Source organism: Microbacterium sp. ZW T6_19, assembly GCF_044987465.1.
GTDB classification, from domain to species: Bacteria; Actinomycetota; Actinomycetes; order Actinomycetales; family Microbacteriaceae; genus Microbacterium; species Microbacterium natoriense_A.
In genome coordinates this window covers 263,630-276,281 of sequence record NZ_JBJDRH010000001.1, presented here as the reverse complement: position 1 = coordinate 276,281, position 12,652 = coordinate 263,630, and the positions used below count along the sequence as shown (strand labels likewise).

Below are 12,652 nucleotides of genomic sequence, written 5' to 3'. Positions count from 1 at the left end.
CCGAGAAGCTCACGAGACGGTTCGCCCCGATTCCAGCCGCACCACCCGATCGACCGCCCCCTCGGGCGGAGCGACGTGCGAGATCAGCAGCACCGACTGCGCCCCCGCGGCACCCAGCAGGTCGCGGAGCAGAGCCTCGGATGCTGCGGGGTCGACGCCTGCGGTCGGCTCATCCAGCGCCAGCACCGGGAATCCGCGCAGAAGCGCCCTCGCGAGCGCGATGCGCTGGGCCTGGCCGCCCGACACGAGTGCTCCGCGATCACCCACCCGGGCATCGAGGCCGCCTCTTTCACGCACCCATCCGCCGAGACCGACCCGCTCCAGAACCTCGAGGAGTTCAGCATCGGTCGCGGTGTCTCTGGCGAACAGCAGGTTCTGCCGAATGTCCTCGTCGAAGAGCTGCGGGCTCTGCTCGCACAGACCGATCGTGCGGCGGAGGGCCTCACCCGACAGTTCGGAGGCGTTCATGTCTCCGAGGGAATACTCTCCCTCGACGCGAAGGAATCCCACCAGCGCGGCGGCCAGCGAGCTCTTGCCCGCGCCGCTCGGGCCCGCCACGAGAACGCGCTCCCCCGGTGCGAGATCGAGGTCGACACCGGCCAGCGCCTGTGCTCCACCCGGCCAGCGCGCGCTCAGCCCGCGCAGCCGCACGGGCGGCACGGAGTCGAAAGACACGTCCGCTCCGTCGTCCGTCCGCAGTTCCGCCGGGAACGACGAAGGCAGCACCTCGTCGATGCGCTGGGCGCTCGCCCGTACGCTGCGCCACGATGCGGCGGCGATCGGCACCGCTCCGAAGATCTCGAACACCACCATCGGCGCCAGCACAACGACCGCGAGCCACGGTCCGTCGATCCCACCGGAAACGAGGCCGGGAGCCGCGGCGGCGAGCGCCCACGCCGAGGCCGCTCCCGCGGCCGCCGAGACGACCCCGGCTGCGACGGCCTGTGCGATCGACGCGCGGCGCACGGCGACGCGCAGGACACGGTCAGCGGCGGCGATGCGCTCTCGCGCCTGCGGTTCCGCCCCGTAGGCGATCAGCACGTCGAGGCTGCCGAAGTAGTCGACGAGCGCGGCCGACAGATCCCCGCGGTGTGACGATACCGACGCCTCGGCTCTCGACCCCAGCAGCCAGCCGAGGCCGATAGAGGCCGCCGCCGCCAGCAGCAGGCAGGCCGCGAGCGTCAGGGCGGCCACGGGCGAGACGAACGCGACGAAACCCACGGCGCCCACGGCGACCAGCGCCGCGACGACCAGGGGCTGCACGACGCGCAGCGGCAGATTCTGCAGGTTCTCGACATCGTCGACGAGCGCCGCGAGCACGCGCCCGCGATCGGTGCCGCCCAGCCCCGCGGGAGACAACGGGATGAGCCGGCGCACCATGTCGGAACGTGTCGTCGCGAGTTGCCGCAGGGCCGCATCGTGCCCGCTGAGCCTCTCGAGGTACCGGGTCACGGCCCGCGAGACGGCGAAGAAGCGCACCCCGACCACCGCGATCGACAGCGGCACGAGCGAGTCAACGATCGACGCGCTCACGATCAGCCAGCCGCTCACGGCGAGCAGGCTCACGGCGGCGGCCGACGACAGCACACCCCAGACGAGCCCGGGCAGGAAGCGGCGGAGCGGCGGCTGGGCCGCTCTGAGCACGCGGTTCATGCGCTCACCCCCAGCGTGACGATCTGATCGGCGATCTCCCTCGCCGATCGGCGGTGCGAGACGAGCAGGATCGTGGCCCCGGCATCCGCCCTCTCCCGCAACGACGCCCACAGTCGCGCCTCGGTGTCGGCGTCGAGAGCGCTGGACGGCTCGTCGAGCGCGAGCACCCGCCGGGGATCGGCGGCATGGCGGTAGAGAGCGCGCGCGACCGCGACGCGCTGCGCCTGCCCGCCCGACAGCCCGCTCCCCTGCACGCCGAGTTCGAGCGCGGGGTCGAGATCCGCGCAGGCCGCGATGAGAGCAGAGCGGATGCCGTCGGCATCCGGTTCCGCATCGCCGAGGGCGACGTTCGAGGCGATCGTGCCGCGCATCAGCTGCGGACGCTGATCGGCCCAGGCGAGCCATTCGGCCGGGCCCACATCGCACACGTCGACGTCGTCGATCGTCGCCGCGCCGTCGAACGCTGTCGCGCCGCGGAGGGCTGCGAGCAGGCTGGACTTGCCGACGCCGCTCGGCCCCTCGATGAGCGTGATCGCGCCCGGACCCGCGGTGAACGAGACAGGCGGGAGTTCGCGCACCCGCACGTCGCGGACAACGAGCCTCCCACTCCCCCGGGACGTCTGCAGGACCGGCGCACGTCTGCGGGACGACACGCCTTCGTCGATTCCTGCATCCGTGTCCGAGTCCTGCAGACGTTCCGAGGATGAGGAGGAGGGGAAGGAAGAAGACGTGGTACCGGCCTCATCCAGCACCGCGAACACGTCCTCCGTCGCGGCGACGCCTTCGGCCGCGGCGTGGAACTGCACGCCGACCTGCCGGATCGGCAGGAACGCCTCGGGGGCGAGCAACAGCACGAACAGCCCGACCTCGAGCGTGAGGTCGCCCGCGAGCAACCGGAACCCGATCGACACCGCGATCAGGGCGACCGCGAGCGAGGCCAGCAGCTCCATCGCGAAACCCGAGAGGAACGAGAACCGCAGCACCTTCATGGTCTCGCGGCGATAGTCGTCGGCGGTCTGCTCGATGCGGTCGGCCGCGCGACGATCGCGTCCGAACAGGCGGAGGGTCGACAGCCCCTGCACGGTGTCGGCGAAGCGCACGGCGAGCGTCTGCAGCGTGTTCCACTGCCGCTTCTGCACCGTGCGGGTCGCCATGCCGATCAGCACGAGGAACAGCGGGATCAGCGGCAGCGTGACGAGCGCCGTCAGCCCGCTCAGCCAGTCCTGCCACCACATCACCGCGACGATCACCGGCGTCGCGATCGCAGTGAGCACGAGCTGCGGGATGTATCGGGCGAAGTACGCATCGAGGGCGTCGAGCCCGTGCCCGGCGGTAACCGCCAGTGCGGCCTGATTGCGCTGCGCGAGCCATCCCGGGCCCAGCTTCCCGACAGCGGCGATCAGGCCCGATCGCAGCTGCGAGCCGGTGGATGCCGCGGCTCTCGTGCCGGCGGCATCCGATGCGGCGATCAGCAACCCGCGCAGCAGGGCCAACCCCAGCAGCCAAGCCACCTGCGCCCCGACGGCGCGACCGTCAAGAGCACCCGTGACGGCATCGGTCAGCACCCAGGCGAACGCGACCGTGACAGCCGTCTGCACCACCCCGATCAGCGCGGATGCCGCGACGAACCGCCGCGCGGCGCTCGCGTACCGCAGCAGACGGGGGTCGAGGGGTTTCATGGGTGCCGCGCTAGTGCGCGGCCGCCGCCTCGATCGAGACGCGGGTGACGCGCTTGCGGAACACCCAGTACGTCCATCCCTGGTACAGCAGCACGAGCGGGATCGCGATGAGCGCCGTCCAGCTCATGATCGTGAGCGTGTACGGGGTGCTCGAGGCGTTCTCGATCGTGAGGCTGAAGGCGTCGTCGATGGTGGACGGCATCACGTACGGGAACAGCGCGCTGAACAGCATCACGACGGCCGAAGCCACCGTCACGGCCGCGGCCGCGAAGGCCCGGCCGTCGAGACCCCGGGTCGAGAACAGCACCGCGGTGATCAGTGCCACGGCGGCGATGGCTCCGCACGCGATGACGAGCGGCAGCAGCGGCGCTTCGCGCCCGGCGGCCATCAGAACGGTCCACACCACGGTCCCCGCCGCGGCGAGGATGGTGGGGCCTGCGAGCAGCTTCGCGAGGCGCCGGGCGTCGGCGTGCACCTGGCCGTCGGTCTTCAGCGCCACGAACAGCACGCCGTGCAGGAAGAAGATCAGCAGCGTCGTCACGCCGACCAGGAGCGCGTACGGGTTCAGCAGTGAGAGCAGCCCGCCCACGAAGATGTGATTCTCGTCGAGCGCGACGCCCTGCACGATGTTGCCGAAGGCGACACCCCACAGCAGCGCGGGCACGACCGAGCCGATCACGATCATGCGGTCGAAACCCGCCCGCCAACGGGCCGATTCGCGCTGGTGGCGGTATTCGAAGGAGACTCCGCGAAGGATCAGCGCGAGCAGGATCAGCAGCAGCGGCAGGTAGAAGCCGCTGAACAGCGTCGCGTACCACTCGGGGAACGAGGCGAACAGGCACGCGCCGGCGACGATGACCCAGGTCTCGTTGAGATCCCACACCGGCCCGATCGAGTTGATCACCTGGCGCCGTGAGACGTCGTCCTTGCCGAGGATCGGCAGCGACATGCCCACTCCGAAGTCGAATCCGTCGAGCACGAAGTAGCCGACGAAGAAGAAGGCGACGATCCAGAACCAGAGGTATTCCATGGTCTTCTCCGTCTCTCAGTACACGACAGACGACAGCTGGGCCGTCTCCTCGTGGGGCTGCTCGGTGGTGTCGGGACCCTTCTGCGCCGCGCGGATGATCAGTCTGATCTCCACGACCGCGAGGGCGGCGTAGATCGCGGTGAAGGCGATCAGCGAGATGAGCACCTCGAGGCCGCTGACCCCGGGTGAGACGCCGTCTCGCGTGGACATCAGCCCGAACACGATCCACGGTTGCCTGCCCATCTCGGTGAAGACCCAGCCGACGATGTTCGCGCCGAGTGCGAGCGGGAACGACCAGATCGCGAGCTTCCACATCCACGGCGCCGGCTCCTTCTTGGCGCTCTTGCGGGTCAGCCACAGACCGATCACGGCGACGAGTGCGGCCAGCATCCCGAGGCCGATCATCCAGCGGAACGCCCAGTACGTGACCCACAGCACGGGGGCGAAGTTCGTCAGGCCGGTGTCGGCGAAGGTCTGCGCGTACTCGGCGTTGAGGTCGTTGATTCCGTGCACGCACTCGTCGAGCGAATGCGTCGACAGCAACGACAGCAGGTAGGGCACGCGGATCGAGAACAGCTCGGACGTGCCGTCTGGAGTACCCAGGGTGAACAGGCTGAAGGATGCGTCGGCGCCGCACACCGTGTTGAACGTCGCCTCGGCGGCCGCCATCTTCATGGGCTGCGCCGCGTACATCGCGAGTCCCAGCTGGTCTCCGGAGAGCACGACGCCCGCGGTGGAGACGAGCATCCCCCACAGCCCGAATTTCAAGGACTTGCGCATCGTCTCTTCGTGCTGCTTGCGGGCGAGGTGCCAGGCCGAGACCGAGATGACGACGCCGGCGGCGAACATGAAGGCGCCGAAGATCGTGTGCGGGAAGGCCGCGAGCGCCACGGGGTTGGTGAGCAGGGCCCAGAAGTCGGTGAGTTCGGCGCGGTTCGTCTCCGGGTTGAAGACGTAGCCGACCGGATTCTGCATGAACGCGTTCGCCGCGATGATGAAGTACGCCGACAGGATGCTGCCGACCGCCGTGCACCAGATCGTGGCGAGGTGCAGCTTCTGCGGCAGCTTGTCCCAGCCGAAGATCCAGAGCCCGATGAACGTGGCCTCGAAGAAGAACGCGAACAGACCCTCGAAGGCGAGCGGGGCGCCGAACACGTCGCCGACGAATCGGGAGTAGTCCGACCAGTTCATCCCGAACTGGAACTCCTGCACGATGCCGGTGACCACACCCATCGCGAAGTTGATGAGGAAGATCTTGCCGAAGAAGCGGGTCAGGTGCAGGTACTCGATCTTGCCCGTGCGCACCCAGACCGTCTGGAAGATCGCGGCGACCGTGACCATGCCGATCGTCAGCGGCACGAACAGGTAGTGGTAGACCGTGGTGAGACCGAACTGCCATCGGCTCAGGATCAGCGGATCAAGCCATTCCATGTGTCACTCCTCCTGCGTCCACCAACTGCGCTCGCGTGTCGCTCAGATGCACCGTGCACTCCGACTGCTCGCCTCGCACGCACGACGCCGTGAGCGGTCCGCCGGCTTCGGCGAGCACGCCCTGCATCAGACTCAGATGCACCTGGCACAGCACCGGCCGGTCCTCCGGACGCGCCGCCGCGTGCGGGCACGGGGTGAGCTCCACCGTGAGGCGCGTGCCGTCGATGACGGGCTCGAAACCGCTCTCCTCGAGGTGCTCGATCAGGGCGTCGAGCTGGTTGTCGGCGGCCGGCCCCAGATCGGATGCTGCGCCGGGGACGATCCGTCGCATGATGTCGCCACGGACCGCAGCGGCCTTCGCCTTCTCTCTGGCGACCGGGCTGGACGCCCCTGGCGCACCGGTGGCCGCGCTGTACAGGGTGCGCGGGCGACCCCGAGTCGCACGGCGCTCGATCTGGGCGATCACGTAGCCGCCGTCGATCAGACGCTGCAGATGCTCGCGCACGGTGTTCGCGTGCAGACCGGTGGCCTCGCACAACTCGCCGATCGTGCGATCGGCTCGGCTCTGCACCAGGTGCAGGATCTGCACTCTGGAGAAGCTCGAGATCGGCCCGCAGACGGGCCCGGCGCTGGCCATGTCTCCATTATGTTCTGGGCATCATCCGCAATCCGCCTGTTGGGCCGTGAATAACGTCTCCAGGCGATAGGGATGTCGGATTCCGCCGATAGCGCCCGCGCATCACTCGGCCGGAGGCGCCGCTGACGCGGCCTTCCGCACCTGCAGAAGACGGGCGGCCGGGCACACCGGATCCCGTGTCGGATGCCGCCACTAGCCTTGTGTGATGGCCACCCGCAAACCCGCTCCCCCTGCTTTCGTCTGCACGGAATGCGGCTGGACGACCGCGAAGTGGGCGGGCCGATGCGGCGAGTGCCAGCAGTGGGGCACGATTCAGGAGCAAGGCACCCAGACCGGCATCGTGCAGCGCGTGACGGCGGTGGCGCCGGCATCTGATCGGGTCGCCCGCCCGATCACGCAGATCACGACGATCGACTCGCCTCGCCGCACCAGCGGGGTCGGCGAGTTCGACCGCGTGCTGGGCGGCGGCATCGTCCCGGGAGCTGCGATCCTGCTCAGCGGCGAGCCCGGCGTCGGCAAGTCGACGCTGCTGCTCGAGGTGGCCGCGAAGGCTGCGATCGCCGGGCGCCGGGTGCTGTACGCGAGCGCCGAAGAGTCGCCCGCCCAGGTGCGTCTGCGCGCCGAGCGCACGGGCGCGCTGCACGACGAGCTGTACCTCGCGAGCGAGACCGATCTGGCGACCATCCTCGGGCACATCGACGAGGTGCAGCCCCAGCTCGTGATCGTCGACTCGGTACAGACCGTGGCGTCGTCGCTGATCGACGGGGCCGCGGGTCAGCCCAGCCAGGTGCGAGAGGTGGCCTCGACGCTGATCCGCATCGCCAAGGAGCGCGGCCTGCCGATCGTCATCGTCGGGCACGTCACGAAAGACGGTCAGGTCGCCGGCCCTCGCGTACTCGAGCATCTCGTCGACGTCGTGTGCCATTTCGAAGGCGACCGGCAGACCTCGCTGCGTTTCCTGCGAGCGCTGAAGAACCGTTTCGGCCCGACGGACGAAGTCGGATGCTTCGAGATGACGGGCGACGGCATCGCCGAGGTGCCCGACCCCTCCGGGCTGTTCCTCTCACAGGGTGCGACAGAACCCGGAACGTGCGTCGCGATCGCGCTCGAGGGGCGCCGTGCGATGCCCGTCGAGGTGCAGGCGCTGACCATCAGGACCACGGCGCCCAACCCGCGGCGGGTCGTGCACGGGCTCGACGGGTCACGGGTCGCGATGGTGCTCGCCGTGCTCGAGCGTCGTGCCGGCATCAAGGTCAGCGACCAGGACGTGTACGTCTCGACGGTGGGCGGGGTGCGCTTCACGGAGCCCGCGGCAGATCTCGCGATCGCGATCGCGGTGGCGGGATCTCTGAGCAACAGCGCGGTGCCGCGCACGGTCGCCGCAGTGGGAGAGTTGAGCCTCGCCGGCGAGGTGCGCCCGGTCACGCAGTTCGCCCAGCGCCGATCCGAGGCCAAGCGGCTCGGTTACGAACAGGTGATCGACGATCGCTCGAAGACACTGCGCGCGGCGCTCGGCGACGTGCGCTCACGCAGCACGCAGCGTCGCGACGAAGACGACATCTCGCCGTTCTGATTCGGGCGAAAGCTCAGGCGTCGAGCGCCTTCAGCAGTTCCTCGGGCGACGCCTGCATCGGGTGCGGGCCGGCGATGTCGAGGAAGACCGTCGTGATGGGGTGAGTGGCGAGGAACTGCCTCAGCCAGTCAGCGGTGTAGATCCCGACGCCCGGAGGCAGATTGTCGGGCTTGTGCTTCGCGTCGCTGAACAGGAGAAGCGCGAGGTCACCGGTGCGGGAATCCCGATACGTCCATACTTCGCCGGTGTCGAGCGGGTTGTCGCGCGCACCGGGCTTGACCAGGGGAACGACCGTGGTTCCGTGGCGGAGCGCCAGGGCGACCGCGGCGACATCCTGTTTCTCCAACGCCGCTGCCAGAGCATCCGATCGGAATTCCTCTGGTGCCGGTTTCTTGCTGCCGGGCTTAGCCTTCTTCGCTGCCATGACTCCAGCTTATTCACGGCTCATCGGGCCGCGCGCGAAAAGACGACCTGGATAGAGTTGGGGCCCTCTCGAGTCCCACATTGGGGACTGGGGTACTCGAGAGGGCCCTTGGGCTCTCGAGCGGCGGTGTCGAAGCGCTGGGGACGCTGTAAGTCGACGCCACTGGGGATGGCATGATGCCGCGTGTTCAGAGAGCCAAGTCAATGGTATCCCAAAGAACGGATGCTGTGGGCACCAATTCTGAGTACGAGTCTGTATTCGCGCTCAGTAGAGCAGGATCTGCTTCGACACCGTTCCCTCGAACCCGCCGATCTGCACGTCGACGTGGTACGAGGCGCCGCCACCAGGGGCGTGCGGACGGTTCTCTGAGGCGCAGGATTCGACGCTCGAGCGGGTGCGGTCCCAGGTGACAGGCGTCTTGCTCTCGACAGTGGCGCCGGCCGCGAGGGTCGCGATCATGCTGCTCGGATTCTGCTGGCAGTCTGTCGAGCGCCACCACACGTCGTCGCCGCTGGACACCGTGAACACCTGAGTGCTCGATCCGACGTCGATCGTGCAGTCAGTAGAGCCGTTGTTGGTGAGCCGGATCGACAGCTGCGGCAGCACACCCGCCTCATAGGTGTCGGCGTCGGTGAGCGCTTCGATCGCGACGTCCTTCGCCTCGCAGGCGACGATGCCGGGAGTCTCCTCGTTCGTCGGCTCGGCGCTGGCCCCGGTGGTGTCGGTCGCTTCGGGCGATGCCGTATCGGTCACGGGCGCAGTCGGCGTCGGGGTGTCGACGGCTTCGGCCGCGTTCGCCCAGGGCTTGGCGACCAGGAGCCAGATCGAGACGCCGATGACGGCGACGACGACGATCAGCGCGAGAAGCAGGACGAACCGCCGACGGCGATAGACGGCGGCGGAACGGCGGGGCATTCCTCCAGGCTAACCGAGCTTCTTGAGCATCCGCGTGTTGCCGAGCGTGTTCGGCTTGACGTGCGCCAGGTCGAGGAACTCCTCGACGCCGGCGTCGCCGCTGCGCAGCAGCTGGGAGTACACATCGGAGTCGACGACCTGCTCGCCGATGGGCGTGTAACCGCGGCGACCGAAGAACTCGGTCTCGAAGGTGAGGCAGAACAGTCGGCTGAGGCCGAGGGCTTTGGCGTGCTCCTCGAGCCGGTCGACGATCGCCCGGCCCACGCCGTGGTGCAGCCACTCGTCGCTGACCATCAGCGTGCGGACCTCGCCGAGGTCTTCCCAGAACACGTGCAGCGCACCGCATCCGATCAGCGCGCCGTCGGCCTCGGCGACGACGAACTCCTGCACGGCGCCGTAGAGCACCGCGAGGTCCTTGCCGAGGAGGATGCGACGTTCGACCATCGGCTGCAGGAGGTTGCGGATGCCGACGATGTCGGTGCTGCGGGCCGGACGGACGATGTAGTCGCTCACGTACTCAAGCCTAGGTCCAGGCGCCTGCCAGGATGCTGCGCGCGCCCGCCCGGGTCCCGTCCCGCGCGCGCCACCAGGTTCTCGACGCGCCACCAGGTTTCAGGCGTTCACTCGACGGTGGGACGCGCATGGCGTGGTGGCGGACGCGTCTCCCCCTCACACGGCGCCCCTCACACGACGCCCCCTCACACGACGAAGGGGCGGATGCCGCAGCATCCGCCCCTTCTCAATTCCTGAGCCCGCCCGAGGCGGACCGGAGGTCACTCCCCGCTGGCGACCGCCAGGTCGGGGGTGGCCGTGATCTCGCCGCCGGTGTTCACGCCGACCGCGATCTTCTCGCCACGCGGACCGTGCTCGAAGAGGAACTCGCCGTTCTCGGCGTCGACCTTGACGTGGTCGCCCGAGGAGAGCTCGCCGTGCAGGATCTTCTCCGACAGGCGGTCCTCGATCTCGTGCTGCATCGCGCGACGCAGCGGGCGGGCGCCGAGAGCCGGGTCGAACCCGATCTCGATGAGACGCTCCTTGGCGGCGGTCGACAGCTCGATCGTCATGTCGCGGTCGAGTAGCCGCTCGCCGAGGCGCTTGGTGAACAGATCGACGATCTGCACCAGCTCCTCCTTGTTGAGCTGCGGGAACACGATGATGTCGTCGACGCGGTTCAGGAACTCGGGCTTGAAGTTGCGCTTCAGCTCCTCGTTGACCTTGCCCTTCATCCGCTCGTAGGTCGTGGCGTTGCTGCCCTCGATCTGGAAGCCGACGGGACCACCGGCGATGTCACGTGCACCGAGGTTGGTGGTCATGATGATGACGGTGTTCTTGAAGTCGATCACACGACCCTGACCATCGGTCAGGCGACCCTCTTCGAGGATCTGCAGGAGCGAGTTGAAGATGTCCGGGTGGGCCTTCTCGATCTCGTCGAACAGCACCACGCTGAACGGCTTGCGACGCACCTTCTCGGTGAGCTGACCGCCCTCTTCGAATCCGACGAATCCGGGAGGGGCGCCGAACAGACGCGAGACGGTGTGCTTCTCACCGAACTCGCTCATGTCGAGCGAGATGAGCGCTGCCTCGTCGTCGAACAGGAACTCGGCGAGCGCCTTGGCGAGCTCGGTCTTTCCGACACCCGTGGGGCCGGCGAAGATGAACGAACCAGAGGGGCGCTTCGGGTCCTTGAGGCCCGCGCGCTGGCGGCGGATCGTCTTGGAGAGGGCGGCGATCGCCTCCTCCTGACCGATGACGCGCTGGTGCAGGGCCTTCTCCATGAAGACGAGTCGGCTGGACTCCTCCTCGGTGAGCTTGAAGACCGGGATGCCGGTGGCCTGAGCGAGCACCTCGGCGATCAGACCCTCGTCGACCACGGCGGGGCTGGAGACGTCACCCGAGCGCCACTGCTTCTCGAGGCGCAGACGCTCCGCGAGGAGACTCTTCTCCTCGTCGCGCAGCGACGCGGCCTTCTCGAAGTCCTGCTCCTCGGAGGCGACCTCCTTCTGCTCGCGGACGTCGGCGATCTTCTCGTCGAACTCCCGCAGCTCGGGCGGGGACGACAGGATGCTGAGGCGCAGGCGTGCGCCGGCTTCGTCGATCAGGTCGATCGCCTTGTCGGGCAGGAACCGGTCGGAGACGTAGCGGTCGGCGAGGTTCGCCGCGGCGACCAGGGCGCCATCGGTGATCTGCACCTTGTGGTGCGCCTCGTAGCGGTCGCGGAGTCCCTTGAGGATGTTGATCGTGTGCGGCAGCGTCGGCTCGTTCACCTGCACCGGCTGGAAGCGGCGCTCGAGCGCAGCATCCTTCTCGAAGTGCTTGCGGTACTCGTCGAGCGTGGTCGCGCCGATGGTCTGGAGCTCGCCTCGTGCGAGGAGCGGCTTCAGGATGCTGGCGGCGTCGATCGCGCCTTCGGCGGCACCCGCACCCACGAGGGTGTGGATCTCGTCGATGAAGACGATGATGTCACCGCGGGTGCGGATCTCCTTGGTGACCTTCTTCAGGCGCTCCTCGAAGTCTCCGCGGTAGCGGGATCCGGCGATGAGCGAGCCGAGGTCGAGCGAGTAGAGCTGCTTGTCTTTCAGCGTCTCGGGCACGTCGCCCTTGACGATGGCCTGTGCGAGGCCCTCGACGACGGCGGTCTTGCCGACGCCGGGCTCGCCGATCAGGACGGGGTTGTTCTTGGAGCGGCGGGAGAGGATCTGCATGACCCGCTCCGCCTCCTTCTCGCGCCCGATGACCGGGTCGAGCTTGTTGTCACGGGCGGCCTGGGTCAGGTTGCGGCCGAACTGGTCGAGCACGGCGGATCCGCCCTGGGCGCCGGCCGGCGAGTCGTTGGTCTGTGCGCCGACGGCGGCGGGCTCGCGCCCGGGTGCGCCGGAGAGCAGCTGGATGACCTGCTGGCGGACCTTGTTGAGGTCGGCGCCGAGCTTGACGAGCACCTGGGCTGCGACACCCTCGCCCTCGCGGATGAGGCCGAGCAGGATGTGCTCGGTGCCGATGTAGTTGTGGCCGAGCTGAAGGGCCTCGCGGAGGCTGAGCTCGAGCACCTTCTTGGCGCGCGGCGTGAAGGGGATGTGACCGGTCGGCTGCTGCTGACCCTGGCCGATGATGTCCTGCACCTGCTCGCGGACGGCGTCAAGGGAGATGCCGAGACTTTCGAGCGCCTTGGCGGCGACGCCCTCGCCCTCGTGGATGAGGCCGAGCAGGATGTGCTCAGTGCCGATGTAGTTGTGGTTGAGCATCTTCGCCTCTTCTTGGGCGAGGACGACCACTCGACGGGCTCGGTCCGTGAATCTCTCGAACATTGTTGACT

Annotated in this window: 10 protein-coding genes; 1 reads left to right on the top strand and 9 read right to left on the bottom strand. The window is 68.4% G+C overall.

Annotated elements, in window-relative coordinates:
* Positions 1-9 precede the first annotated feature (9 nt).
* The 5 genes from cydC to ACI3KT_RS01055 are packed head-to-tail and all read right to left on the bottom strand — an operon-like array spanning position 10 to position 6,430.
* The gene (cydC, locus tag ACI3KT_RS01075; RefSeq protein WP_404901961.1) at positions 10-1,653 is read right to left on the bottom strand and encodes a thiol reductant ABC exporter subunit CydC; all 1,644 of its coding nucleotides are present in this window, start codon (positions 1,651-1,653) and stop codon (positions 10-12) included.
* Entirely contained in the window at positions 1,650-3,332 is a 1,683-nt protein-coding gene (gene cydD, locus ACI3KT_RS01070) for a thiol reductant ABC exporter subunit CydD (RefSeq protein ID WP_404901958.1), read from the bottom strand. Before cydD ends, cydC begins: the two co-directional genes overlap by 4 nt.
* 10 nt (positions 3,333-3,342) lie before the next feature.
* Complete coding sequence (gene cydB / locus ACI3KT_RS01065; protein ID WP_404901956.1) at positions 3,343-4,362, bottom strand: cytochrome d ubiquinol oxidase subunit II; 1,020 nt, start codon at positions 4,360-4,362, stop codon at positions 3,343-3,345.
* Between the two features lie 15 nt (positions 4,363-4,377).
* Positions 4,378-5,793 (bottom strand): cytochrome ubiquinol oxidase subunit I, encoded by a 1,416-nt coding sequence (locus ACI3KT_RS01060; RefSeq protein ID WP_307298930.1) that lies wholly within the window; start codon positions 5,791-5,793, stop codon positions 4,378-4,380.
* Positions 5,780-6,430, bottom strand: a complete 651-nt coding sequence (locus ACI3KT_RS01055; protein WP_404901953.1) for a helix-turn-helix transcriptional regulator — start codon at positions 6,428-6,430, stop codon at positions 5,780-5,782. Before ACI3KT_RS01055 ends, ACI3KT_RS01060 begins: the two co-directional genes overlap by 14 nt.
* 205 nt (positions 6,431-6,635) lie before the next feature.
* Between ACI3KT_RS01055 and radA the strand changes: the two genes are divergently transcribed.
* Positions 6,636-8,003 carry a DNA repair protein RadA gene (gene radA / locus ACI3KT_RS01050; protein ID WP_404901950.1) on the top strand — a complete coding sequence of 456 codons (1,368 nt, stop codon included), beginning with the start codon at positions 6,636-6,638 and terminating at the stop codon, positions 8,001-8,003.
* 13 nt (positions 8,004-8,016) lie between these two features.
* On the opposite strand, the gene ACI3KT_RS01045 is transcribed toward radA, so the two are convergent.
* The 4 genes from ACI3KT_RS01045 to ACI3KT_RS01030 form a co-directional block, all read right to left on the bottom strand.
* Complete coding sequence (locus ACI3KT_RS01045; protein WP_292909505.1) at positions 8,017-8,427, bottom strand: dehydrogenase; 411 nt, start codon at positions 8,425-8,427, stop codon at positions 8,017-8,019.
* A 264-nt stretch (positions 8,428-8,691) separates the two neighbouring features.
* Complete coding sequence (locus tag ACI3KT_RS01040) at positions 8,692-9,342, bottom strand: hypothetical protein (RefSeq protein ID WP_292909504.1); 651 nt, start codon at positions 9,340-9,342, stop codon at positions 8,692-8,694.
* 9 nt (positions 9,343-9,351) lie between these two features.
* Positions 9,352-9,855, bottom strand: coding sequence for an amino-acid N-acetyltransferase (locus tag ACI3KT_RS01035; RefSeq protein WP_292909503.1), 504 nt, complete (start codon positions 9,853-9,855; stop codon positions 9,352-9,354).
* 260 nt (positions 9,856-10,115) lie between these two features.
* Positions 10,116-12,644, bottom strand: coding sequence for an ATP-dependent Clp protease ATP-binding subunit (locus tag ACI3KT_RS01030; RefSeq protein WP_307298939.1), 2,529 nt, complete (start codon positions 12,642-12,644; stop codon positions 10,116-10,118).
* Positions 12,645-12,652 lie beyond the last annotated feature (8 nt).